Annotated in this window: 24 protein-coding genes, 1 rRNA gene, 1 pseudogene and 2 other annotated features; all 26 genes and pseudogenes read left to right on the forward strand. The window is 38.5% G+C overall.

All coding sequences use genetic code 11. The features are described from left to right. Positions 1 to 95, forward strand: a 5S ribosomal RNA gene (gene rrf / locus J2R98_RS10925); the annotation flags it as partial. Between the two features lie 172 nt (positions 96 to 267). Continuing rightward, positions 268 to 921: an MgtC/SapB family protein gene (locus J2R98_RS10930; RefSeq protein ID WP_370871994.1), complete on the forward strand. Its 654-nt coding sequence runs from the start codon at positions 268 to 270 to the stop codon at positions 919 to 921. 192 nt (positions 922 to 1,113) lie between these two features. Beyond that, positions 1,114 to 1,578, forward strand: coding sequence for a CtsR family transcriptional regulator (locus tag J2R98_RS10935; protein WP_307068920.1), 465 nt, complete (start codon positions 1,114 to 1,116; stop codon positions 1,576 to 1,578). 14 nt (positions 1,579 to 1,592) lie between these two features. Then, positions 1,593 to 2,138, forward strand: a complete 546-nt coding sequence (mcsA, locus tag J2R98_RS10940) for a protein-arginine kinase activator protein McsA (protein ID WP_307068922.1) — start codon at positions 1,593 to 1,595, stop codon at positions 2,136 to 2,138. Beyond that, a complete protein-coding gene (gene mcsB, locus J2R98_RS10945; RefSeq protein WP_307068924.1) occupies positions 2,138 to 3,211 on the forward strand; it encodes a protein-arginine kinase McsB in 1,074 nt (357 codons plus the stop codon). Before mcsA ends, mcsB begins: the two co-directional genes overlap by 1 nt. Before the next feature lie 16 nt (positions 3,212 to 3,227). Next, positions 3,228 to 5,690 carry an ATP-dependent protease ATP-binding subunit ClpC gene (gene clpC / locus J2R98_RS10950; RefSeq protein ID WP_307068926.1) on the forward strand — a complete coding sequence of 821 codons (2,463 nt, stop codon included), beginning with the start codon at positions 3,228 to 3,230 and terminating at the stop codon, positions 5,688 to 5,690. A 98-nt stretch (positions 5,691 to 5,788) separates the two neighbouring features. Next, positions 5,789 to 7,162, forward strand: a complete 1,374-nt coding sequence (radA, locus tag J2R98_RS10955) for a DNA repair protein RadA (RefSeq protein ID WP_307068927.1) — start codon at positions 5,789 to 5,791, stop codon at positions 7,160 to 7,162. 186 nt (positions 7,163 to 7,348) lie between these two features. After that, complete coding sequence (locus tag J2R98_RS10960) at positions 7,349 to 8,440, forward strand: PIN/TRAM domain-containing protein (RefSeq protein ID WP_307068928.1); 1,092 nt, start codon at positions 7,349 to 7,351, stop codon at positions 8,438 to 8,440. Between the two features lie 152 nt (positions 8,441 to 8,592). Next, positions 8,593 to 9,249: pseudogene (gene ispD / locus J2R98_RS10965) on the forward strand (2-C-methyl-D-erythritol 4-phosphate cytidylyltransferase); the annotation flags it as partial. A 48-nt stretch (positions 9,250 to 9,297) separates the two neighbouring features. Further along, positions 9,298 to 9,777: a 2-C-methyl-D-erythritol 2,4-cyclodiphosphate synthase gene (gene ispF, locus J2R98_RS10970; RefSeq protein ID WP_307069099.1), complete on the forward strand. Its 480-nt coding sequence runs from the start codon at positions 9,298 to 9,300 to the stop codon at positions 9,775 to 9,777. Between the two features lie 44 nt (positions 9,778 to 9,821). Continuing rightward, positions 9,822 to 11,297: a glutamate--tRNA ligase gene (gltX, locus tag J2R98_RS10975; protein WP_307068929.1), complete on the forward strand. Its 1,476-nt coding sequence runs from the start codon at positions 9,822 to 9,824 to the stop codon at positions 11,295 to 11,297. Between the two features lie 26 nt (positions 11,298 to 11,323). Beyond that, positions 11,324 to 11,538 (forward strand) — a binding site (T-box leader). Positions 11,539 to 11,640: 102 nt separating this feature from the next. Further along, positions 11,641 to 12,303 (forward strand): serine O-acetyltransferase, encoded by a 663-nt coding sequence (gene cysE / locus J2R98_RS10980; protein ID WP_307068932.1) that lies wholly within the window; start codon positions 11,641 to 11,643, stop codon positions 12,301 to 12,303. After that, entirely contained in the window at positions 12,293 to 13,690 is a 1,398-nt protein-coding gene (gene cysS, locus J2R98_RS10985; RefSeq protein ID WP_307068933.1) for a cysteine--tRNA ligase, read from the forward strand. Before cysE ends, cysS begins: the two co-directional genes overlap by 11 nt. After that, positions 13,687 to 14,085: a Mini-ribonuclease 3 gene (locus J2R98_RS10990; protein WP_307068936.1), complete on the forward strand. Its 399-nt coding sequence runs from the start codon at positions 13,687 to 13,689 to the stop codon at positions 14,083 to 14,085. The genes cysS and J2R98_RS10990 overlap by 4 nt, the downstream gene beginning before the upstream one ends. A gap of 5 nt (positions 14,086 to 14,090) precedes the next feature. Then, positions 14,091 to 14,831 (forward strand): 23S rRNA (guanosine(2251)-2'-O)-methyltransferase RlmB, encoded by a 741-nt coding sequence (gene rlmB / locus J2R98_RS10995; protein ID WP_307068938.1) that lies wholly within the window; start codon positions 14,091 to 14,093, stop codon positions 14,829 to 14,831. 5 nt (positions 14,832 to 14,836) lie between these two features. Beyond that, complete coding sequence (locus J2R98_RS11000) at positions 14,837 to 15,346, forward strand: NYN domain-containing protein (RefSeq protein WP_307068940.1); 510 nt, start codon at positions 14,837 to 14,839, stop codon at positions 15,344 to 15,346. 159 nt (positions 15,347 to 15,505) lie between these two features. Next, positions 15,506 to 16,156 carry an RNA polymerase sporulation sigma factor SigH gene (gene sigH, locus J2R98_RS11005; protein ID WP_307068942.1) on the forward strand — a complete coding sequence of 217 codons (651 nt, stop codon included), beginning with the start codon at positions 15,506 to 15,508 and terminating at the stop codon, positions 16,154 to 16,156. Positions 16,157 to 16,239: 83 nt separating this feature from the next. Further along, the gene (gene rpmG / locus J2R98_RS11010; protein ID WP_017185259.1) at positions 16,240 to 16,386 is read left to right on the forward strand and encodes a 50S ribosomal protein L33; all 147 of its coding nucleotides are present in this window, start codon (positions 16,240 to 16,242) and stop codon (positions 16,384 to 16,386) included. A gap of 29 nt (positions 16,387 to 16,415) precedes the next feature. Beyond that, positions 16,416 to 16,583 carry a preprotein translocase subunit SecE gene (gene secE, locus J2R98_RS11015; RefSeq protein WP_017185258.1) on the forward strand — a complete coding sequence of 56 codons (168 nt, stop codon included), beginning with the start codon at positions 16,416 to 16,418 and terminating at the stop codon, positions 16,581 to 16,583. Positions 16,584 to 16,744: 161 nt separating this feature from the next. Next, positions 16,745 to 17,278, forward strand: a complete 534-nt coding sequence (gene nusG / locus J2R98_RS11020) for a transcription termination/antitermination protein NusG (protein WP_307068946.1) — start codon at positions 16,745 to 16,747, stop codon at positions 17,276 to 17,278. A gap of 142 nt (positions 17,279 to 17,420) precedes the next feature. Next, positions 17,421 to 17,846, forward strand: a complete 426-nt coding sequence (rplK, locus tag J2R98_RS11025; protein WP_307068948.1) for a 50S ribosomal protein L11 — start codon at positions 17,421 to 17,423, stop codon at positions 17,844 to 17,846. A gap of 194 nt (positions 17,847 to 18,040) precedes the next feature. Beyond that, positions 18,041 to 18,739 carry a 50S ribosomal protein L1 gene (rplA, locus tag J2R98_RS11030; protein ID WP_307068950.1) on the forward strand — a complete coding sequence of 233 codons (699 nt, stop codon included), beginning with the start codon at positions 18,041 to 18,043 and terminating at the stop codon, positions 18,737 to 18,739. A 43-nt stretch (positions 18,740 to 18,782) separates the two neighbouring features. Next, positions 18,783 to 18,937: a sequence feature (ribosomal protein L10 leader region), on the forward strand. Positions 18,938 to 18,978: 41 nt separating this feature from the next. Next, complete coding sequence (gene rplJ, locus J2R98_RS11035) at positions 18,979 to 19,488, forward strand: 50S ribosomal protein L10 (RefSeq protein WP_307068952.1); 510 nt, start codon at positions 18,979 to 18,981, stop codon at positions 19,486 to 19,488. 56 nt (positions 19,489 to 19,544) lie between these two features. Further along, the gene (gene rplL / locus J2R98_RS11040; protein WP_017185253.1) at positions 19,545 to 19,910 is read left to right on the forward strand and encodes a 50S ribosomal protein L7/L12; all 366 of its coding nucleotides are present in this window, start codon (positions 19,545 to 19,547) and stop codon (positions 19,908 to 19,910) included. Positions 19,911 to 20,031: 121 nt separating this feature from the next. Next, the gene (locus J2R98_RS11045) at positions 20,032 to 20,637 is read left to right on the forward strand and encodes a class I SAM-dependent methyltransferase (protein WP_307068955.1); all 606 of its coding nucleotides are present in this window, start codon (positions 20,032 to 20,034) and stop codon (positions 20,635 to 20,637) included. A 404-nt stretch (positions 20,638 to 21,041) separates the two neighbouring features. Further along, a complete protein-coding gene (rpoB, locus tag J2R98_RS11050; RefSeq protein WP_307068957.1) occupies positions 21,042 to 24,596 on the forward strand; it encodes a DNA-directed RNA polymerase subunit beta in 3,555 nt (1,184 codons plus the stop codon). The last annotated feature ends 40 nt before the right edge of the window (positions 24,597 to 24,636 follow it).

The raw sequence follows: 24,636 nt of genomic DNA on the forward strand, positions 1-24,636 counted from the left end.
GCCACACCTGTTCCCATGCCGAACACAGAAGTTAAGCTCTCTAGCGCCGATGGTAGTTGGGGTTCTTCCCCTGTGAGAGTAGGACGCCGCCGGGCGAACTTAAAGCTAAGAAGTTATTGTCTTCTTGGCTTTTTTTGTATATGATTGTAATAATAACTTGAATATAAGCGAAGGGAAATTCATATAAAAGTAAAATATAAAGAGGTTTAGTAAGGGGGATATGAGTTGATTGATTGGACTGCTTTATTGGGAGAGAATTTTGATGTAATGGTTTACCGCGTCATATTAGCTACTATATTGTGTGGGTTGATTGGGTTTGAACGTGAATTAAAAAAACACTCTGCCGGATTCAGAACGCATATATTAGTAGGTGTTGGTGCATGCGTAATGATGCTTTTATCAGTATATGGTTTCCAACCTTACATTACTGATCACTACACAATCCGTTTCGATCCAGCTCGTATTCCTTCTTATGTTATAAGTGGAATTGGTTTTTTAGGTGCTGGAACTATTTTAGTCCACGGTATGACAATTAGAGGTCTAACAACAGCAGCATCGATTTGGACAGTAGCCGGTTTAGGTTTAGTAATTGGGGCAGGTATGTATGCATTAGCTATACTTGCAACGTTAGTCGTGCTGTTAAGCTTAATTTTCCTTAACTCCTTTGAAAAATTGTTTACTAAACAAAAAACGAATAATTGGGTGAACTTACAAGTGACTCAAGATGTTCATTTAGGTGAAGTACTTAACATATTTGATGAATTTGACCTTCTTATTAAGCGAATGGAGATTGAAAGTGAAGATATACTTCAAAGAAATGTCTATATAGAGCTTGAAAAGAACCAAAAATTCAATAAAAATGACCTTTTAGACCGTGTGAGCAAAATTGAAAATGTAACGTATATTTATGAACGAAATTAACTAGTGACGCCCCTTACGCATATTTATGTGAGGGGTGTTTTTGTCTTAAATTATTGAAATTAAGTTTAAATCAAAATGTTTGCATCATAATAAATTGTGGGTATAATAAAAGTATAGTCAAAGATAGTCAAAGTCAAACTTATAGCTCTTTGTTCTATGTTTTTTTATAACTGTTTTGAAGGAGGGAATGCGGTGAGGAATATTTCAGACGTTATTGAAGATTATTTAAAAAAGGTAATTAAGTCGAGCAATAGTGACGTTGTTGAATTAAAGCGTAGTGAAATTGCTGACCGTTTCGAGTGTGTCCCTTCACAAATTAATTACGTCATTAACACCCGTTTTACTTTGGAAAAAGGTTACTTAGTTGAAAGTAAACGTGGTGGTGGTGGGTATATAAGGATTATCCGATTAAAACCTAAATCAAACCAAGAGTTAATAAGAGAAATGGATTTAATTGCAGAGCATCCTTTACCTCAACAAGCAGCGTTCGACTTAGTGGAGCGATTAAAAGAGGAAGACTTAATAACAGAACGAGAAAAGCGACTAATGTTCAAGGTTTTACATCGTGACATATTAGATATACCTTTACCGAAACGTGATCATGTTCGTTCTAGAATATTTAAAGAGTTGCTAACAACTATAAAAATGTATGGTTGATTGGAGGGTCTATGATGCAATGTCAAAAATGCCAACAACATGAGGCATCAGTTCATTACACTCAAGTAGTCAATGGCCAAAAAAAAGAAGTACATTTATGTGAGCAGTGTGCTCATGAAGAAGGTTATATGAATTTTACAAATGAAAGTTTGTCACTTCATCATTTTCTTACAAACATGTTTCCTTTCGACCAGGCAGTTAACCAACAACCAAAAGAACAAGTACAACGGGATCAAGGAATGACATGTGAAGGTTGTGGCTTAACGTATGCCCAATTTAGAAAAAAAGGAAAATTTGGCTGTAGTCAGTGTTATGAAACGTTTGATTCTTATTTAAATCCAATTTTTAAACGTGTTCATAGTGGTAATACTGAACATGTTGGCAAAATACCAAAACGAATCGGTGGTCAGCTTCATAAACGTAAAGAAATTGATCAATTAAAGAAAGAATTACAGCAATTAATCGAAGACGAAAACTTTGAAGAAGCAGCTGATATAAGAGATCGTATTAGAACGCTGAAGCAAGAAATAGCTGAATCAGAAAAGGGTGGTGATGCTTAATGTCATTACAAGATTTTATTAACGATGCAATCAGCCCTTGGATGAATAATGAAGGTAATGATTCTGATATTGTATTAAGCACACGTATACGATTAGCACGTAACTTAGAGCAAGTACCATTCCCAACAAGTCAGGATCAAGCTTCTCAACAGAAAGTGTTACAACATGTTGAACAAGAATTTAATGAACAAAGCTATGAGTCATTTAAACAGTTTCAGCTTGTCAAAATGGGTGAATTAGAACCTATAGAAAAGAGAGTGTTAGTTGAAAAACATCTCATTAGCCCTAATTTAGCAGAAAATACAGAGACAGGTGCGGTACTTATTTCAGAGAACGAACAAGCATCTATTATGGTTAATGAAGAAGATCACCTGCGAATTCAACTTTATTATCCAGGCTTTGAATTGTCTGAAGCATTACAACAGGCACAAAAATTAGATGACTGGTTTGAAGAGCGTACACGTTATGCCTTTGATGAACATAAAGGTTATTTAACGAGCTGCCCAACGAATGTCGGTACGGGGCTTAGGGCATCCATTATGATGCATTTACCAGCATTAACAATCACTAATCAGATGAACCAGATCGTTCCTGAGATTAACAAAATAGGATTAGTCGTTCGTGGTATATACGGTGAAGGGAGCGAGGCTTTAGGTCAGCTTTATCAGATATCCAACCAAATGACTTTAGGTAAGTCAGAAGAGGATATTGTTGAAGATTTAAAGAGTGTCGTAAAGCAAGTTATTGAAAGTGAGCGAAAAGCACGTGAATGGGTTATGCAACAATCGGGTATACAGTTAGAAGACCGAATCTTCCGTTCATATGGTGTTTTAGCTCATAGTAGAATTATTGAATCTAAAGAAGCTGCCAAATGTTTATCTGATGTTCGTTTAGGTATTGACTTAGGTTTAATTAAAAACGTATCAAAAAACATCTTGAATGAGCTTATGGTACTAACTCAACCCGGTTTTTTACAACATTACGCAAAAAAATCGTTGCATCCAAATGAGCGTGATTGGTTTAGAGCTAACTTAATTCGTGAAAGATTACAATTAGAGCAGTATAAGAATTAGAAGGAGGTCATCAAATATGATGTTTGGACGATTTACAGAACGCGCACAAAAAGTTCTTGCATTATCCCAAGAAGAAGCCGTTCGATTAGGGCATAATAATATAGGTACAGAACACATTTTATTAGGATTAATTAAAGAAGGCGATGGGATTGCAGCTAAAGCTTTAAAATCTTTAAATGTAACAGCTGAACAGATTCAAGAAGAAGTTGAACAATTAATTGGAACAGGCCAAAGTAACCAACAAACGATCCATTACACGCCAAGAGCGAAAAAAGTCATTGAGCTATCTATGGATGAAGCACGTAAGTTAAATCATTCATATGTTGGAACTGAGCATATTTTGTTAGGTTTAATTCGTGAAGGTGAAGGTGTTGCCGCACGTGTATTTAACAACTTAGGAGTCAGCTTAAATAAAGCGCGTCAACAAGTGTTACAACTACTAGGTAGTAACGAATCAACATCTAACCAACGTCAACAAAAGCAATCTAACAGTGCCAATACACCAACGCTAGATTCATTGGCTCGAGACTTAACGACAGTTGCACGTGAAGGTGGCATTGACCCTGTCATTGGCCGTGGTAAAGAAATTGAACGTGTCATTCAAGTGTTAAGTCGTCGCCGTAAAAACAATCCTGTGTTAATCGGTGAGCCAGGTGTAGGTAAAACAGCCATTGCTGAAGGTTTAGCTCAACAAATTGTGAATAATGAAGTGCCTGAAATCCTCCGTGATAAGCGTGTTATGACACTTGATATGGGTACAGTTGTAGCAGGTACGAAATATCGTGGTGAGTTTGAAGACCGTTTGAAAAAGGTTATGGAAGAGATTCGCCAAGCTAGAAATATTATTCTATTTATCGACGAGTTGCACACATTAATCGGTGCAGGTGGTGCAGAAGGTGCTATTGATGCATCCAACATTTTAAAACCAGCTTTGGCGCGTGGTGACTTACAATGTATTGGTGCAACGACGTTAGATGAGTATCGTAAGTATATTGAGAAAGATGCTGCACTTGAGCGTCGTTTCCAACCTATTCAAGTTGATGAACCAACACCTGATGAATCACAACAAATTTTAGAAGGTTTAAGAGATCGTTATGAAGCACACCACCGTGTAACGATTTCAGATGATGCTATAGAAAGTGCTGTACGCCTATCAGACCGTTATATTACGGATCGTTTCTTACCAGATAAGGCGATTGACTTGATCGATGAGGCAGCTTCACGTGTAAGGTTAAGAAGTTACACAGCTCCACCGAACTTAAAAGAATTAGAGCAAAAACTAGAAGAAGTGAAGAAAGAAAAAGATGCAGCTGTTCAAAGTCAAGAATTTGAAAAAGCAGCTTCATTAAGAGATAAAGAGCAAAAGCTAAAAGATGAGCTTGCTAAGACGAAAGACGAATGGAAAGAAAAACAAGGTAAAGAAAGTTCTGAAGTGACGTTAGATGATATTGCGCACGTCGTTTCAACTTGGACTGGAGTGCCAGTATCGAAACTTGCTAAAGATGATAAAGAAAAACTGCTTAACTTAGAAGAAACATTACACGGCCGTGTCATTGGTCAAGATGAAGCGGTTAAGGCTGTTTCAAAAGCGGTTAGACGTGCACGTGCCGGGTTAAAAGACCCGAAACGACCAATCGGTTCGTTTATCTTCTTAGGGCCAACAGGTGTTGGTAAAACGGAGCTTGCTAGAGCACTAGCTTCTTCAATGTTCGAAGATGAAGATGCGATGATTCGGATCGACATGTCTGAGTATATGGAGAAACACGCGACCTCTCGTTTAGTAGGTTCACCTCCAGGCTATGTCGGTTATGAAGAAGGTGGCCAATTAACTGAGAAGGTTCGTACTAAACCATATTCAGTTATTTTACTAGATGAGATTGAGAAGGCGCATCCTGAAGTATTCAATATTCTACTACAAGTGCTAGAAGATGGTCGCTTAACAGATTCTAAAGGTCGAGTGGTCGACTTCCGCAATACGGTGTTAATTATGACATCTAACGTTGGTGCTCATGAGTTAAAACGTCAAAAATACGTAGGCTTTAGCGTAAATGACAACCAACAAGATCATAAACAAATGAAATCTAAAGTAATGGAAGAGTTGAAAAAAGCGTTCCGTCCAGAATTTCTAAACCGTGTGGATGAAACGATCGTCTTCCATTCACTAGAAGAGAAGCATATTCAAGAAATTGTCCAGTTAATGGTTAAACAGCTACAAGACCGTTTAACAGATAGTGACATTAATTTCACGCTGACTGAAAAAGCAATTAAACAAATTGCAGATGAGGGTATGGATTTAGAATATGGTGCAAGACCATTGCGTCGTTCAATCCAAAAGAACGTGGAAGACTTCTTATCTGAAGAACTACTAAGTGGTACAATTAGTACAGGTCAAGAAGTTAAAATTGATGTTAACGATGAAGGTGAGTTTTACATTTCATCTACAAAACCACTCGAAAAAGAAACAAGCGAACAGTCATAATGTTTAACAGCCGGATTGACCTATTAAATCCGGCTGTTTTCCATATTGTGATCGTTTAGTAAACCGTTAATTTGTAATTAGAAAGGGAGACGACCATCATGGCTAAAGCTAAAGTAATATTTTTCTGCCAAGAATGTGGTTACGAATCACCAAAATGGATGGGGAAATGTCCAGCATGTCATCAATGGAATACGTTAGTAGAAGAAAAAGTTTCTAAAAAATCCGAGCGACATGAAGTAGGGAGTAATCAATCGAAAAAACGTAAAAAGCCTCAATCACTTAAAGAAGTATCATCAAAAGAAGAATCACGTTTAACGACTAACATGGAAGAATTAAACCGCGTATTAGGTGGCGGAATTGTTCCAGGGTCACTCGTATTAATTGGAGGAGACCCAGGAATTGGTAAGTCCACTTTGCTACTACAGTTATCTTCTCAAGTGGCTAACTTAAATATGAATGTTTTGTACATATCAGGTGAAGAATCGGAAAAGCAAACAAAGCTTAGAGCAGACCGCCTTGATGTAAGTGAGAATGATTTGTTTATTATGGCGGAGACGAACATAGAGTATGTGATCGATGCAATTGATGAAATGAATCCTTCATTTGTCGTCATTGACTCGATCCAAACCGTTTATCATGATGCAGTGACGTCAGCACCAGGTTCTGTTTCACAAGTAAGGGAATGTACAAGTGCGCTGATGAAACTTGCTAAGTCAAAGGGGATTCCCATTTTTATAGTTGGACATGTGACTAAAGAAGGGGCAATTGCAGGTCCTAGATTGTTAGAGCACATGGTCGATACTGTTTTATACTTTGAAGGGGAACGTCATCATACATTTAGAATTTTAAGAAGTGTTAAAAACCGCTTTGGTAGTACGCATGAAATGGGTATTTTTGAGATGAAAGAAGAAGGTTTGGTTGAGGTTAATAATCCTTCAGAAATTTTTCTAGAGGAGCGTTCTCAAGGTGTTGCTGGTTCCACCGTTGTAGCGTCTTTAGAAGGGACTAGGCCGATGTTGGTTGAGATTCAAGCCTTAATCTCGCCTACTCAGTTCGGGCATTCAAGAAGAATGGCTACAGGACTCGATCATAACCGTGTCCCATTACTTATGGCAGTATTAGAAAAAAGAGCAGGGCTTCTATTACAAAACCAAGACGCATATGTAAAAGTAGCAGGTGGAGTTAAGTTAGATGAACCTGCGATTGACTTAGGAGTTGCAATTAGTGTTGCTTCAAGTTTCCGTGATCACCCGACTAGACCTGACGATGTGTTTATCGGTGAAGTAGGGTTAACAGGAGAAGTAAGAAGAGTCGCACGTATAGAGCAGCGTGTTCAAGAAGCGGCAAAGTTGGGATTTAAACGGATTATTTTACCGCGAAAAAATTTAGGTAGCTTTACAGCGCCGGACGGGGTGGAGTTAGTAGGTGTTGATTCTGTTCACGAAGCATTGAAAGAAGGTTTAGGTGAATAGTGTTACAAAATAAAAATATTTGTAACACAATTGACATACAATCTTGAGAAGTGATATAATATTTGTTATTTTATTTTGACGTATTTTCGGTGAGCATGGTATAATTTACAATTATAGTTAAAAATCAATAACTGACTTATGCTCACCGCTTTTTTTGGTGAAACTAGTAAACAGGAGGTGCATAGTGTGTTGAAAAGAATTATTCAGCTATTTATAGTAGTAGCTGGTGGTGCGCTAGGGTATGTCTATTTTTCCGATCTAGCGTCTTTAGCAGGTTTTGAAGAGCCAAGTTGGCTTATTCCGTACATTGGATTAGTGTTAGGTGCAATCATATTATTTTTATTAACGTTTTGGGTTGTTGATTATGTTGTTGATTTTCTTAAAATTATTGAAGAAAAACTTGTTAAAGCACCAGTTGGCGATTTATTGTTTGGAAGTTTAGGACTCATTGTCGGGCTAGTGACCGCATTTTTAGTTAATATTTATTTACAAGGGTTTGGTATTCCGCTTGTCTCAGAGATTTTACCAATCTTCGTAACCGTTATTCTAGGTTATTTAGGCTTTCAAGTCGGCTTTAAACGTCGAAATGAATTTATTGGCCTTCTAACTAAAGGGCGAAACAAAGATAAAGAGGATGCAATGATGGGTGACGCTTCAGAAAGCGGAAGCGTACGACCGAAAATATTAGATACTAGTGTCATCATTGATGGTAGAATTGCTGATATTTGTGACACACATTTTTTAGAAGGCTCAATCATCATTCCTCACTTTGTATTAGAAGAACTACAGCATATTGCCGATTCTTCAGATGTGCTTAAACGTAATCGTGGTCGAAGAGGACTTGATATACTTAATCGATTACAAAAAGAAGTACCAGTTGATGTTCAGATCTATGAAGGTGACTTTGAAGATATCCAAGAAGTAGATAGTAAGTTAGTAAAATTAACGAAACTATTAGACGGCGTTTTAGTAACAAATGATTTTAACTTAAATAAAGTATCTGAGTTTCAAAATGTAACGGTATTAAACATTAATGATCTTGCTAATGCTGTTAAGCCAGTTGTTTTACCGGGCGAAGAGATGAATGTTCATGTCATTAAAGCTGGTAAAGAAGATAAGCAAGGCGTTGCTTACTTAGATGACGGGACGATGATCGTTGTTGAAGATGGTAAAGGATTCATTGGTGATGCACTTGATGTCATTGTAACGAGTGTGTTGCAAACATCAGCAGGTCGTATGATTTTTGCCAAACCGAAAGCAATGGAAAAAGCGCAATAATATAATTTTAAAGGACTGACGCCATTCAATATTTAATGGTTTCGTCAGTCCTTTTTATTTATATTTGAGACCGAGAATATGTGTTTATATTGTGAAATTAGTGTAAAATAGGTGGTACATAAGAGAGTTTTTCAAAAGGAAAGGGAATATATATGGGGAACTATCAAGCGATTGTTTTAGCAGCTGGTCAAGGAAAGCGGATGGGCGTCGGTCATAATAAGCAATTGATTACGTTAGGTGATCGGCCGTTAATTGCCCATACCCTTCAAGTATTCGAAGATGATCCATGGTGCTCAGCGATTTATCTCGTTGTCCATCTAGATGAACAGGTCGTTATGCAGGACATTGTTAACGAACACGGTTTTTCTAAGGTCGTTAAGTTCGTGAGCGGTGGACTTGAAAGACAACACAGTGTTAAACATGCAGTAGATTCATTGACTGATGAAATGATTACTTTTGTCCATGATGGAGCAAGACCTTTTGTTTCACAAGAAGAATTACATAAGTTGTATGAAGCGACGGTTTTACATGGAGCTGCATTTTTGGCAACACGTGTGACAGATACTATTAAACAAGTTGAAGGTCATGAGGTGAAAACGTTAGACCGAAGTAAACTATACCAAGCTCAAACACCACAAGCGTTTACTTACAAATGGCTAACAGAAGCGCATGATTACGCAGCTGAAAACAAAGAGGTCGCAACTGATGATGTTGCACTGTTAGAGTTAATTAGCAAAAATGCAGCTGTCGTTGAAGGAAGCTATCACAATTTTAAATTGACAACACGAGAAGATATACAAAAGGCTGAAAATATGCTAAAAATAAATAGGCAAGGAAACTATAAGGAGGACCCTTCATTGTTTCGGATAGGACAAGGTTTTGATGTGCATCAATTAGTAGAGGGTAGGCCGTGTATCATTGGTGGAGTAACAATTCCGTATGAAAAAGGTTTGTTAGGCCATTCAGATGCCGACGTTTTATTACATACAATTGCTGACGCTGCACTTGGCGCAATCGGTGAAGGTGATATCGGAAAGCATTTTCCAGACACTGACCCACAATATGAAGGGTTGGACTCAAAAGAGTTATTACAAGAGGTATGGAATAAAGTTGAACAGTCAGGTTACACGTTAGTTAATGTAGACTGCACCATAATGGCTCAAGCACCGAAGATGGCCCCATATATAGAAGAGATGAGAAGTGTAATTGCTAACTTGTTACAAGCTGATCTAAACCAGGTCAACGTTAAGGCGACTACGACTGAGAAGTTAGGCTTTACAGGACGTAAAGAGGGAATTGCATCACAAGCGGTCATTTTATTACAACAAAGAGCTTAAGTTTTGTACAATAGTGATAGGTAATATAGAAAGGAGAACGACTCATGACGGAAAAAGTAAGAGTACGTTATGCCCCTAGTCCAACAGGGCATTTGCATATCGGTAACGCAAGAACGGCATTATTTAACTATTTATTTGCAAGAAGTACTGGTGGCGAATTTGTCATCCGTATTGAAGATACAGACCAAAAGCGAAATGTCGAAGGTGGAGACATTGGTCAGTTAAAATACTTAAAATGGTTAGGGATCGACTGGGACGAGAGTGTTGATGTAGGTGGGGATTATGCACCTTACCGCCAAATGGACCGTTTGCATATTTATAGAAAGTACGCTGATGAGCTTTTAGAAAAAGGTCTTGCTTACAAGTGCTATATGACTGAAGATGAACTTGAGCAAGAACGTGAAGAACAACGTGCTCAAGGAAAAGTACCAATGTATTCTGGTGCTCATCGTGATTTGACACAAGAGCAAATGGAACAGTTTGAAGCAGAAGGTCGTCAACCAAGCCTTCGTATTCGTGTGCCAGCAAACGAAACATATACGTTTAGAGACATCGTAAAAGAAAAGATTACGTTTGAATCAAGCGATTTCGGTGATTGGGTAATTATGAAAAAAGACGGTACGCCAACTTATAACTTTGCGTGTGCGATCGACGATTACTTAATGAAGATTACTCATGTTTTACGTGGTGAAGACCACATTTCAAACACGCCGAAGCAAATGATGGTTTATCACTCGTTCGGTTGGGAAGTTCCGACATTTGCTCATATGACGTTAATCGTAAATGAAGAACGTAAGAAATTAAGTAAGCGTGATGAAAGCATTATTCAATTTATTGAACAGTATGCAGACTTGGGTTATTTACCTGAAGCGTTATTTAACTTTATTACGTTATTAGGTTGGTCTCCTCAAGGGGAAGAAGAGCTGTTTACAAGAGAGCAGTTAACAGAGATCTTTGATCCTGAAAGGTTATCGACTTCACCAGCTGTGTTCGACCCACATAAATTAAAGTGGATGAACAACCAGTACATTAAAGAAAGTTCATTACAACGCGTTGTTGACTTAACGTTGCCGCATTTAATTGAAGCGGGTAAAGTGGATGAAGGTATGGACGAAACAACACGTCAGTGGGTAGAAGAATTAATTGCTCTATACCATAACCAACTCAATTATGGTGCTGAGATTGTTGAGTTGACAGAGTTGTTCTTCCGTAAAGAAATCAACTATAATGAAGAGTGTATGGACGTGTTAAATCAAGAGCATGTTCCGAGTATGCTAGAACACTTTAAGTCAGAGTTAGAACAATTGGATGAACTAACGCCTGACAGTGTAAAAGCAGCAACTAAAGCAACACAAAAGGCAACAGGTAATAAAGGTAAGAAATTGTTCATGCCAATTCGTGTAGCAACAACGGCACAAACACATGGACCAGAACTACCAAATGCTATTAGCTTATTAGGCAAAGAAACAGTTTTACACCGTTTAGAACAATTAATCAATAAATTAAACTATTCAGCATAACATGTTTCAAAGCACTTAATATAATATACAAAGCGTTGATGAGGAGAAGTAAAACGGTCAAGCTAAACACAGAGAGAGCTACATTTGCTGAGAGTAGCTTTTAGGTTGGCGTTTGAAATGCACCTCAGAGCCTTCACTTGAAACTTGAGTAGAGTGAAGCGGTTAAGTACCGTTAAACACTTCGAAAGTTGAGAGGAATACCTCTAAACAGAGTGGAACCGCGTTATTAGGCGTCTCTGTCTATCTAAATAGACAGGGGCGCTTTTTAATTTTTAACATTCATAAGTCGCCTCCAACTTCAAGGCTTTGCATCTTAGAAACACATAAATAAAGGAGGGATTATATGTTCAAGTTTTTTAAACTGCTTAAAGATGATGTCGATGTTGTATTTGACCAAGACCCTGCTGCAAGAAGCAGAATTGAGGTCATTTTAACATATGCTGGAGTTCATGCTATTTGGGCACACCGCGTCGCTCATGGATTCCATAAACGAAGAATGTTCTTTATTGCCCGGGCGATTTCACAGATTAGCCGATTTTTCACAGGGATTGAAATTCACCCAGGTGCGCAAATAGGTCGACGGTTCTTTATCGACCACGGTATGGGGGTTGTAGTCGGTGAAACATGTGAGATCGGTGATAACGTCACCATTTATCAAGGTGTGACATTAGGTGGAACCGGAAAAGAAGGTGGAAAACGTCACCCGACATTAAAGGATAACGTCTTAGTCGCAACAGGCGCGAAAGTATTAGGTTCAATTACGATTGATGAACATTCCAAAATCGGTGCTGGTTCAGTCGTCTTAAAAGATGTACCGAAATACTCAACGGTTGTTGGAATACCTGGTAACATCGTCGTGAAAAATGGAGTTAAAGTGAAAAAGAACTTAGACCATCACAAACTACCAGACCCTGTTTCAGAGAAGTGCGATTTGTTAGAGCAAAAAATCGCCGAACTACAAGCGGAAGTTAATGAATTGAAAGGAGCTGACCGTCATGACAGTTAAATTATATAACTCTTTAACGCGCTCAAAAGAAACGTTTGAACCAATTGAAGAAGGAAAAGTAAAGATGTACGTCTGCGGTCCAACAGTATATAACTATATTCACGTAGGTAACGCCAGGCCGGCTATTGTTTTTGATACGATTCGCCGTTACTTTGAGTATGTAGGTTATGATGTTGAATACGTATTGAATTTCACAGATGTCGACGATAAGTTAATAAAAGCAGCAGAAGAAATGGGAGAAGAAGTCCCTGAAATTGCTGACCGTTTTATTAATGCATATAAAGAAGATGTTGGCGCACTTCATGTAAAAGAAGCGGTTCATCACCCAAGAGTAACTGAAACAATGGATGAGATTTTGCAATTTATTGAAGGGTTAATTGATAAGGGGTATGCGTATGAAGCGGATGGTGATGTTTACTTTAAAACACGTGCATTCGATGAGTACGGAAAGTTATCACATCAGTCAATCGATGACTTGCGCTCTGGTGCTCGTATACAAGTGGGCGAAAAGAAAAATGACCCATTAGACTTTGCGTTGTGGAAGCAAGCGAAAGAAGGCGAGATTGCTTGGGATAGCCCTTGGGGAAGAGGTCGCCCGGGTTGGCATATCGAGTGCTCTGCAATGGCGAAAAAGTATTTAGGTGAAACGATTGATATTCATGCTGGCGGCCAAGACTTATCTTTCCCGCACCATGAAAATGAAATTGCACAATCAGAGTGCATGAATGATCAAACGTTCGCCAACTATTGGTTACACAACGGTTATATCCAGATCGATAATGAAAAGATGTCAAAGTCACTAGGTAACTTTATTTTAGTCCATGATCTTGTTCGTAACCATAATCCTAATGTCGTTCGTTTCTTCATGTTAAGTGTTCATTATCGTAATCCAATCAACTTTAATGATGAATTATTAGCGAGTGCGAAAAATAGCTATGAACGTATTAAAACGGCTTATGACAACTTGAAGCACCGTCGTGAGGCGAGCATGAACTTAACTGATGATACAGAGCAATGGAAAGAGAAAATCAACCGACATGTCGAAACGTTTAAACAAGAGATGAATGATGATTTCAATACAGCTAATGCTATTTCTGTACTGTTCGAACTAGCCAAAGAAGCTAACATTTATATTGACCAAAAACAGACGTCAACAGATGTGATTGATTCTTTCATTAGTACTTTTGACGAACTAACGTCTGTATTAGGATTTGAGTTAGCAACAGAAGAGCTTTTAGATGAAGACATTGAGGCTTTAATAGAAGAGCGTATACAAGCAAGAAAAGACCGTAACTTTAGCCGTGCTGACGAAATTCGTGACGATTTAGCAGATCGAGGAATCATTTTAGAGGATACACCTCAAGGAACGAGATGGAAAAGGCAATGAGTCAAGATTTAAAACCACACCTTATGAAGAGTTTAACGCTCGCTTACATGGGTGATGTTGTATATGAAAAATATGTACGAGAATATATTATTCAAAAAGGTGAAGTGAAGCCGCAAGCATTGCACACGATGGCTGTGTCTTTTGTGTCAGCAAAGGCACAGTCGTATGTGCTTCTTCGTTGGATCGAAGATGGTGTGTTAACCGAGCAAGAAGAAGCGGTCGTTCGAAGAGGGCGAAATGCCAAGTCGAATGTTCCTAAAAATACAGACCCACAAACCTACAGATATAGCACTGCTTTTGAGGCGTTAATGGGATATTTATATTTTAACGAGGAGTATGAACGGCTAGATCACCTCGTTTCTCAAGCTATAATGGATATTGAAGAAAGGAGATGAGAGTTGTGAGTGAAGAGTGGATTACCGGTAAAAATCCTGTTATAGAAACGTTGAAGTCAGGGCGTTCAGTTAATAGAGTACTTGTGCTAGAGACGATGAAGCCTCAAGTACAGAAACAAATTTTTGACATCGCAAAGCAACAAGGTGTTTATGTACAAAAAGTCCCTAAACAAAAGCTCGATACAATAGGTGACCATCACCAAGGTGTAGCCGCCTCAGTAGCTGCTTATGATTACGCTTCACTAGATGACCTGTTTCAAGTGGCTGAGAAAAGACAAGAAGCGCCTTTCTTTCTATTGTTAGATGAACTAGAAGACCCGCACAACCTTGGTTCTATTATGCGAACAGCAGATGCTGTTGGTGCGCATGGCATTATTATTCCGAAGCACCGTTCTGTACAACTAACACAAACAGTCGCAAAAGCTTCGACAGGTGCTATTGAACACATTCCTGTCGTTCGAGTAACAAATATGAACCAAACGATTGAAGAACTTAAAGAACGTGGGCTGTGGATCGTTGGGACGGATGCGAAGGGTAAGCAAGATTATCGACAGTCTGAATATGATATGCCGATTGCATTAGTTATCGGTAGTGAAGGTCGTGGCATAAGTCGTCTCGTTGCGAAAAATTGTGATTGGCTTGTCCATATGCCGATGAAAGGTAAAGTGACATCATTAAATGCTTCTGTTTCAGCAGGGATCCTTATGTATGAAATATATCGCAAACGTTATCCGTTAGGGGACTAGCCGCTATGATTGTACTAGTTGTAGATGGTTACAATATGATTGGTGACTGGCCTGAATTAAAAAGATTGCGTGATCATGACCTTGAAGCGGCAAGAAACCGTCTGATTGAAATGCTAGCTGAATATCAAGCTTATATTGGTCATAAAGTCGTTGTTGTATTTGATGCTTACACCGTAAGAGATGTAGAGCGTCATTATAATCAATTACAAGTTGAAGTCATTTTTACTAAAGAAAAAGAAACGGCAGATGAGAAGATCGAAAAGCTTGTAAAAGATGTTATGAATGTAAAAACGAAAGTGTATGTCGCCACATCTGATTATGCTGAACAGTGGACGATTTTTTCCCGCGGAGCATTAAGAAAATCAGCGCGAGAGCTATTGATTGAAATTCAAGCAATCGATGACGATATTCAAAAAGACCTTGAAAAACAAGTAGAAGTTCAACCGAAAGCGAAAATCCCATTAAGTGAAAACGTGTTGAAAACCTTCGAAAATTGGCGAAGAGGTAATAAATAGCGAGATTTAGTTGACTGAAAATTCGCAACTCCTGTATAATAACCTTATATTTACACTATTAGTAATATAAGACCTCAGTTTTAATAGATTTATGGGGAGCGTTTAACCTCATGACTTGCTGATGTACGATAGGTCTGGTTCATTACGGGAGGAATCTGTGTGAGCATCAAACAAGAAACGAAGAACCATCCTAATTATTCTCAGTACGAAGATGAAAGGGTAGTTGAGTTTGTTCAAGAAGGTGAAGTACAAGCTTTAGAGTATCTAATTAATAAGTACAGAAGTTTTGTTAGAGCGAAGGCGAGAACGTACTTTTTAATTGGGGCGGATCGCGAAGATATTGTACAAGAAGGAATGATCGGGTTATATAAAGCTATAAGAGATTATCAAAATAACAAGCAATCTTCGTTTAAGATGTTCGCTGAGCTTTGTGTAACACGCCAAATCATTACAGCAATTAAAACAGCAACGAGGCAGAAACACATTCCTTTAAACTCCTATATATCATTGGACAAGCCAGTTTATGAGGAAGATTCTGACCGTACATTAATTGATATAATAGCAGAAGATGAAATGTCTGACCCTGAACAACTCCTTATTAACCGAGAGAAATACGGTGATATGGAGATTAAAATGAGGGAGTTATTAAGTGACTTAGAACGAGAAGTATTACACTTATATCTTGATGGTCGTACATATCAGGAAATTTCAGTGCTATTGGACCGTCATGTTAAATCAATCGACAATGCGTTGCAGCGAGTTAAAAGGAAATTAGAGCGTTATTTATCAGTTGGAGAGATCTCCTTATAAGCCTCTATGCTAATTTGACATAATCCTACTAGCGTGGTAGATTATTAAAAGTGATAAAATAGGTGATAAGAAGAGGTAGGACTATGCGTAAAAAGGTCGCATTAGCATGCACAGAATGTAATCAACGTAATTATACAACAGAGAAAACAGCTCAAACCTCTGAACGAATAGAGATTAAAAAGTTTTGTAAAAGGTGTGGTCGACACACACTTCACCGTGAAACGAAGTAGTGTCGGTATTGGTGTTAGGGGGGAAAAACATGATTAGCTTCTTAAAAGATGTCAGCCGTGAGATGCGAAAGGTTAGTTGGCCTAAAGGTAATGAACTAACTAAATATACAATCATTGTTATTATGACGGTTATATTTGTTACTATTTACTTCACTATTGTTGATTTAGGAATAACACAGATTTTAGAGCTTTTCTAAAAGTTTGACGATTGAAAAGTATAAGAATGTGATATAATGTTAAAAAGAAAAACCCGCATGGTCGGGTTTTTTATATTGGTTTAAAATGGTTTTGTTTCAAGATCTTTTTATATAAAAATGAAAGTGAAAGTAATAGGAGGGAAGGCATAAAGCCACATTAAATGGAGAAAAATTGGTATGTTGTACACACGTACTCTGGCTATGAAAACAAAGTAAAGTTGAACTTAGAGAAGCGTATTGAATCAATGGGAATGGAAGATAAAATTTTCCGTGTGATTGTGCCAGAAGAGGAAGAAACAGAAATAAAAGATGGAAAGAAGAAAACATCTATGAAGAAGGTTTTTCCAGGTTACGTTTTAACAGAGATGGTCATGACAGATGACTCGTGGTTTGTTGTTCGTAATACACCAGGCGTAACTGGCTTTGTTGGTTCGACTGGTTCAGGTTCAAAGCCAATTCCAGTATTACCAGAAGAAGCGGACAAAATCCTAAAACAAATGGGTGTTCAAGATAGCGCGCAAGAAATTGATCTTGAACTGAAGGAAACAGTTAAAGTAGTAGATGGGCCATTCGCTAACTTTACTGGTACAATTGAAAATATTGACTTAGATAAACAAAAGGTTAAAGTGCATGTTAATATGTTCGGTCGTGAAACGCCAGTTGAGTTAGATTTCACTCAGGTTGAAAAATTATAATCAATCACTTGCATATTCTGATTAAAGATGCTAAAATTTTTATGTTTCGTATGGCTTGAAAAAGCTGTTGCAAATATTGAGTGGGAGGGGTATAACACATGACCCCAGTTACCACATCACGGACTTTAAGGAGGTGTGTCTCGTGGCTAAAAAAGTAGTAGACGTTGTAAAATTACAAATTCCTGCAGGTAAAGCTAACCCAGCTCCGCCAGTAGGTCCTGCATTAGGTCAAGCTGGTGTTAATATCATGGGATTCTGTAAGGAATTTAACGCACAAACACAAGATCAAGCTGGTATGATTATCCCGGTTGAAATTTCGGTTTATGAAGACCGTTCATTTACATTCGTAACGAAAACGCCACCGGCTGCAGTTCTTCTGAAAAAAGCAGCTGGTATCGAATCAGGTTCTGGTGAGCCTAACCGTAACAAGGTAGCTACTGTTAAGCGTGATCAAGTACGTGAAATCGCTGAAACAAAAATGCCTGATTTAAACGCTGCTGACGTTGATGCGGCAGTACGCATGGTTGAAGGTACTGCACGTAGCATGGGTATTACTGTAGAAGACTAATACTTGTCAGTTCATTAATGCGAAATTAGGTTGCGAAAGTACTTTCGCAACCTTTATTACGCCAAAAAGCGTAACGACGTTCAGTGAGGTGTAAAAGCCAATACACACACTGTCTTCGCCTAAAGGCTCGTCGCGAACGAGTTGACTTTAGTGGGAGGTTCAACCGTTAAAACCACATTGAGGAGGAAGTTAAAATGGCTAAAAGAGGTAAAAAGTATCAAGAGGCTTTAAAGCTTGTTGATCGTACGCAAGCATATGATGTTAACGAAGCAATTGAGTTAGTGAAGAAAACGACAGTTGCTAATTTTGATGAAACAGTTGAAGCAGCTTTTCGTTTAGGTGTTGACCCTAAGAAAGCTGATCAACAAATTCGTGGAGCGATGGTTTTACCGCATGGTACTGGTAAAACACAACGCGTTTTAGTAATTGCTAAAGGCGATAAAGCAAAAGAAGCTGAAGCTGCAGGTGCAGATTACGTAGGCGATCAAGAATACATTGATCAAATCAACAATGGTTGGTTCGAGTTCGACGTAGTTGTTGCAACACCTGATATGATGGCTGAAGTTGGTAAGCTAGGTCGTGTATTAGGACCTAAAGGCTTAATGCCTAACCCTAAAACAGGCACTGTAACTTTTGAAATCGAAAAAGCTGTTCAAGAAATCAAGGCTGGTAAAGTTGAATACCGTGTTGATAAAGCAGGTAACATTCACGTACCAATCGGTAAAGTTTCTTTCGATGATCAAAAGCTAGTTGCAAACTTCGAAGCAATTACAGAGACGTTGTTCAAAGCAAAACCACAAACATCTAAAGGCACTTACATGCGTAATGCTTCTGTTTCATCTACTATGGGTCCTGGAATCCGTGTTGATGTTTCAAGTTACGCTAAAAAATAATTGACTTTAGTTTTGAATATGTTTTATAATAGTTTTGTTGTAAAACTTAATGATAATTATACCGTAGACAGTAGGAGCGGATAATCGCTTAAATATTCCTGCCGAGGTGTGTTAACGTATATTTTGTACAAGAATGTTATGTGCAATTTTATCTAACCATACCTCCATGTCTGCATGGAGGTATTTTTTTGGGCGAAAACACCGATCGGTATGATGAGAAATAATTAGGGGGTGGAACAATGAGCAAAGGTCAAGTACTAGAACACAAAAAGCAACAAGTTGAAATGATTGCTGAAGGTTTCCAAAACAGCAAAACATCTGTACTTGTTGATTACCGTGGCCTAAACGTTGATCAAGTAGGCGAACTTCGCCAACAACTACGTGAAGCAGGTGTGGATTTCCGTGTTTACAAAAACACAATGACTCGCCGCGCTGTTGAGCAAGTTGGATTTGAAGAGTTAAACGATGCGTTAGTTGGTCCAACTGCAATCGCATTCTGTGAAGATGATGCAGTAGCACCAGCGAAAGTGCTAGGGCAATTCGCTAAAGAAAATGAGGCACTTGAAATTAAAGGTGGCGTAATTGAAGGTCAAGTTGCAACTGTTGATCAGTTGAAAGAACTTGCTGAATTACCATCATATGAAGGTCTTGTATCTATGCTACTTAGCGTACTACAAGCTCCAGTACGAAACTTCGCATATGCTACTCAAGCAATTGCGGATCAAAAGAACGAAGAGGAAGGCGCTTAATATAGCTGCCTAGTCGAGATTAATAAATTTAAAAAAACTTAAGGAGGAACTTAATCATGACTAAAGAACAAATCATTGACGCGGTTAAGGAAATGTCAGTTTTAGAATTAAATGAATTAGTAAAAGCTATCGAAGAGGAGTTTGGTGTTTCTGCAGCAGCTCCAGTAGCAGCAGCAGGTGCGGCAGCAGGTGCTGAAGCTGAAGAAGAACAAACTGAATTCGACGTTGTATTAGAAGACGCTGGTGCTTCTAAGATCAAGGTTGTTAAAGCAGTTCGCGAAATCACTGGCCTAGGCTTAAAAGATGCTAAAGAGCTAGTTGACAACGCTCCTGGAACAATCAAAGAAGGCGTTGCTAAAGAAGAAGCTGACCAAATGAAAGAACAGTTAGAAGAAACTGGCGCGAAAATCGAATTAAAATAAATTTATTGATAAGTTAAATAAGCTCGCTGATTTTTTCAGCGAGCTTATGTTTATTGTAAAAATATTTTTTAATATAAACATCTATATTTTATTAGACTATTCTTCAAGAAGGTGAATGCTCATGAGTGATCACTATTATGTTAATAATCCTCAAAAACAAAGTAACCCATCCCGTTTTCAAACCACAATCAACTCTTACAACTTGATTTTCCAAACAGATGACGGTGTTTTCTCAAAAAAACAAATTGATTATGGAACCCGTGTGCTAATAGACCAATTTGAATCACCGGAGATTGAGGGTGATTTATTAGATGTCGGGTGTGGTTATGGTCCGATTGGGGTTGTGTTAGCTAAAAGTAATAAAAATCACAATGTAGTTATGATCGATATTAATGAAAGAGCGGTCAATTTAGCTAATCAAAACATTGAAAAAAATGGCGTGACCAACGCAACTGCTTATGTGAGTGATGGACTTTCTGGAGTTAAGCAAAAAGGTTTTGCAGCTATTGTGACAAATCCTCCGTTTCGAGCTGGTAAGGATGTTGTTGTTAACATTATTGAAGAAAGTCGTGAAAAACTTAAGGAAGATGGATACTTTTGGCTTGTTGCGCAGAAGAAGCAAGGGGCTCCCTCTTTGAAGAATAAAATGGAAGAAGTTTTCGGAAATGTAGAAGTCGTTAAACGTGATAAAGGGTACTATGTACTTAAGTCCAAAAAAATTGACTAGCTATTTTCTGTGTGATAATATTAAAAAATGCCAATAGATACGTTTTGTTGTCAAGTTCTTTTTTTAGAAAGTTTTAAAACGTATATCTTGTTGTTTTAAAACCAATAATGTAAACATTGGGTATTTATAGATATATAGTTTATCATCTTTTCAATAAATTGTATATCCTTTGATTTATAGTTTGATATTACGTTTGTCATTGAGACAGATGTTCTATATAGGCTTGTGAAACATTGTTGATCAAGCAAGTTCGGCATGCCTTTTTGTCGAACCGTTTTTAGTAGTTGAGAGAGTTGAATCTCTTTCAGTGCTCCATAAGGGTAACTTAGGCTTTCATCATAAGTAATTGGTGATCATCTAAGTTTTCTTTATATAAATATTTGGTTGTTTGAGGGGTGAAGCAGTTGACAGGTCAACTAGTTCAATATGGTCGACACCGCCAGCGTAGAAGTTACGCTCGAATTAGCGAAGTGCAGGAATTACCGAATCTAATCGAAATTCAGACTGCATCTTATCAATGGTTCTTAGATGAAGGTTTAAGGGAGATGTTTGCTGACATTTCTCCAGTAGAAGATTTCACAGGAAATCTCTCTTTAGAGTTTGTAGACTATTCATTAGGAGAACCTAAGTATTCTGTTAATGAAGCGAAGGAACGTGATGTGACGCATAACGCACCTTTACGTGTTAAAGTTCGTCTTCTAAACAAGGAAACAGGAGAAGTGAAAGAGCAAGAAGTCTTCATGGGTGACTTCCCATTGATGACAGATACAGGTACTTTCATTATTAATGGTGCTGAACGTGTAATCGTATCACAGCTTGTTCGTTCTCCAAGTGTATATTTCAACGAAAAGATTGATAAGAACGGTAAGCATGGATTTACAGCAACTGTAATCCCAAGCCGTGGTGCTTGGTTGGAATTTGAAACAGATGCTAAAGACGTCGTACACGTAAGAATTGACCGTACTCGTAAATTACCGATTACGGTGTTGTTGCGTGCATTAGGGTTTAGTTCAGATGATGAAATTATAGACCTATTAGGCGACAATGAGTATATACGAAACACCTTAGAGAAAGACAACACTGAGGATAGCGAAAAAGCGTTAATCGAAATTTATGAACGCTTGCGCCCTGGTGAGCCACCAACGGCTGAGAATGCCAAAAGCTTATTATATTCACGTTTCTTTGATCCGAAACGTTATGACCTAGCTCGTGTAGGTCGTTATAAAATGAATAAAAAGCTTCATATTAAGGATCGCCTGTTTAACCAAACGTTAGCAGAAACAATTGCAGATGAAGATACAGGTGAAGTCATCGCGCGTAAAGGCGATAAACTAAACCGTCGTTTGTTAGATAAGTTATTACCATACTTAGAGCAGGAAGAAGAAGCTGTTGGAGAAAAGGTTATTGAGCCTCAAGACGGTGTTTTAGATGACCCTGTTAAAATTCAGTCAGTTAAAATTGTAGACCCTACTGATCCTGATGGTGAGAAGACGTTAAATGTTATTAGTAACGGTAATGTTGATGAAGAGCTTAAGCATATTACTTATGCTGACATTATCGCATCAATTAGCTACTTCTTTAATATTTTACACACTGTCGGAAATACAGATGACATTGACCACCTAGGTAATCGTCGTTTACGTTCAGTTGGTGAATTATTACAAAACCAATTCCGTATCGGTTTATCCCGTATGGAGCGTGTGATTCGTGAGCGTATGTCGATTCAAGACACTGAGTCAATCACACCGCAACAATTAATCAATATTAGACCGGTCATTGCATCAATTAAAGAGTTCTTTGGTAGCTCGCAATTATCGCAGTTTATGTATCAAACAAACCCGTTAGCAGAGTTGACGCACAAGCGTCGTCTATCAGCATTAGGGCCTGGTGGTTTAACGCGTGAACGTGCTGGTATGGAAGTGCGTGACGTTCACTATTCTCACTATGGACGTATGTGTCCGATTGAAACGCCAGAAGGGCCAAACATTGGTTTAATTAACTCACTTTCATCTTATGCGAAAGTAAATCCATTTGGTTTCATTGAGACGCCATATCGTAAAGTGGATCATGAAACAGGTCAAGTAACTGAACGAACGGATTACTTAACTGCAGATGAAGAGGATAACTATATCGTTGCTCAGGCTAACGCGAAGTTAAATGAAGACGGTTCGTTTGCTGAAGAAGAAGTTATTGCTCGTTTTCGTGGTGAAAACACAGTCGTTTCTCGTGATCAAATTGATTATATGGACGTATCACCGAAGCAAGTTGTATCAGCTGCAACAGCATGTATCCCATTCTTAGAGAACGATGACTCCAACCGTGCACTTATGGGTGCGAACATGCAACGTCAGGCTGTCCCTTTAATTGAACCTGAAGCACCAACTGTTGGTACAGGTATGGAGTATGTATCAGGTAAGGACTCTGGTGCAGCAATCGTATGTCAACATGATGGAATTGTTGAAAAGGTCGAAGCAAAAGAAGTTCATGTTAGACGAATCGAAGTAGTAGACGGTAAAGAAGTTGAAGGTGACTTAGATCGCTACCGTTTCCAAAAATTCATCCGTTCGAATCAAGGTTCTTGTTATAACCAAAAGCCGATCGTATCTAAAGGTGACCGCCTGCAGAAAGGTGAGGTTATTGCTGATGGACCATCGATGGATAATGGTGAGCTAGCATTAGGTCGTAATGCACTAGTTGCCTTTATGACATGGGACGGTTACAACTACGAGGACGCTGTCATTATGAGTGACCGCCTTGTAAAAGAGGATGTTTTCACTTCTATTCATATTGAAGAATTTGAATCAGAAGCTAGAGATACAAAGTTAGGTCCAGAAGAGATTACGCGTGATATTCCTAACGTAGGTGAAGACGCACTGAAAAACTTAGATGAGAACGGCATTATCCGTGTCGGTGCAGAAGTAACTGATGGCGACATTTTAGTTGGTAAAGTTACGCCTAAAGGAATGACGGAGCTTTCTGCAGAAGAGCGTTTATTACATGCGATCTTTGGTGAAAAAGCTCGTGAAGTAAGAGATACTTCATTACGTGTACCACATGGTGGAGGCGGCATTGTTCATGATGTTAAAGTGTTCAACCGTGTAGACGGTGACGAGCTATCTCCTGGTGTTAACAAGCTAGTCCGTGTTTATATTGTGCAGAAGCGTCGTATTTCTGAAGGTGACAAGATGGCAGGTCGTCACGGTAACAAAGGTGTTATATCACGTATTTTACCTGAAGAAGATATGCCATACTTACCAGATGGAACGCCTGTAGACGTTATGCTTAACCCGTTAGGTGTACCGTCTCGTATGAACATTGGTCAGGTGCTAGAATTGCACTTAGGAATGGCTGCACGTGAATTAGGTATTAAAGTAGCTACACCAGTTTTTGACGGTGCAAATGAGGAAGATGTTTGGGAAACAATTGAAGAAGCTGGCTTACCACGAGATGGTAAAACAGTTCTTTACGATGGACGTACAGGTGACGCATTCGATAACCGTGTATCAGTTGGTGTCATGTACATGATTAAACTTGAGCACATGGTAGACGATAAGCTACACGCTCGTTCAACTGGACCATATTCACTTGTTACACAACAACCGTTGGGTGGTAAAGCTCAATTCGGTGGTCAGCGTTTCGGTGAAATGGAGGTATGGGCTCTTGAAGCATACGGTGCTGCTTATACACTACAAGAGCTGTTAACAGTTAAATCTGACGACGTAGTTGGTCGTGTGAAGACTTATGAAGCCATTGTTAAAGGTGAGAATTTACCTGAACCTGGTGTTCCGGAGTCCTTCCGCGTACTAATTAAAGAGTTACAAAGTCTTGGTATGGACGTTAAGATGTTAACGGATGATGAAACAGAAATCGATATGCGTGACTTAGAAGATGATGAACAATCTTCAGATCAATTAAACGTTAACATTGAGAAAAATGAACCTGAAGAATCAACAGAGTAATCAACACTTTTACAATTATTGTTGGAAAAAATAAGGGAGG

Origin of the sequence: Alkalibacillus filiformis (assembly GCF_030814115.1) — a bacterium.
GTDB classification, from domain to species: Bacteria; Bacillota; Bacilli; order Bacillales; family Alkalibacillaceae; genus Alkalibacillus; species Alkalibacillus filiformis.

Bases quoted from the DNA above. Each gene is read 5' to 3' on its own strand.
- radA (WP_307068927.1), top strand. From the start codon at position 5,789: ATGGCTAAAGCTAAAGTAATATTTTTCTGCCAAGAATGTGGTTACGAA.
- rplJ (WP_307068952.1), top strand. From the start codon at position 18,979: ATGAGCAAAGGTCAAGTACTAGAACACAAAAAGCAACAAGTTGAAATG.
- clpC (WP_307068926.1), top strand. From the start codon at position 3,228: ATGATGTTTGGACGATTTACAGAACGCGCACAAAAAGTTCTTGCATTA.
- rplA (WP_307068950.1), top strand. From the start codon at position 18,041: ATGGCTAAAAGAGGTAAAAAGTATCAAGAGGCTTTAAAGCTTGTTGAT.
- rplL (WP_017185253.1), top strand. From the start codon at position 19,545: ATGACTAAAGAACAAATCATTGACGCGGTTAAGGAAATGTCAGTTTTA.
- rpmG (WP_017185259.1), top strand. From the start codon at position 16,240: ATGCGTAAAAAGGTCGCATTAGCATGCACAGAATGTAATCAACGTAAT.
- nusG (WP_307068946.1), top strand. From the start codon at position 16,745: ATGGAGAAAAATTGGTATGTTGTACACACGTACTCTGGCTATGAAAAC.
- cysS (WP_307068933.1), top strand. From the start codon at position 12,293: ATGACAGTTAAATTATATAACTCTTTAACGCGCTCAAAAGAAACGTTT.
- J2R98_RS11000 (WP_307068940.1), top strand. From the start codon at position 14,837: ATGATTGTACTAGTTGTAGATGGTTACAATATGATTGGTGACTGGCCT.
- secE (WP_017185258.1), top strand. From the start codon at position 16,416: ATGATTAGCTTCTTAAAAGATGTCAGCCGTGAGATGCGAAAGGTTAGT.
- cysE (WP_307068932.1), top strand. From the start codon at position 11,641: ATGTTCAAGTTTTTTAAACTGCTTAAAGATGATGTCGATGTTGTATTT.
- gltX (WP_307068929.1), top strand. From the start codon at position 9,822: ATGACGGAAAAAGTAAGAGTACGTTATGCCCCTAGTCCAACAGGGCAT.
- J2R98_RS10930 (WP_370871994.1), top strand. From the start codon at position 268: ATGGTTTACCGCGTCATATTAGCTACTATATTGTGTGGGTTGATTGGG.
- J2R98_RS10990 (WP_307068936.1), top strand. From the start codon at position 13,687: ATGAGTCAAGATTTAAAACCACACCTTATGAAGAGTTTAACGCTCGCT.
- mcsB (WP_307068924.1), top strand. From the start codon at position 2,138: ATGTCATTACAAGATTTTATTAACGATGCAATCAGCCCTTGGATGAAT.
- mcsA (WP_307068922.1), top strand. From the start codon at position 1,593: ATGCAATGTCAAAAATGCCAACAACATGAGGCATCAGTTCATTACACT.
- J2R98_RS11045 (WP_307068955.1), top strand. From the start codon at position 20,032: ATGAGTGATCACTATTATGTTAATAATCCTCAAAAACAAAGTAACCCA.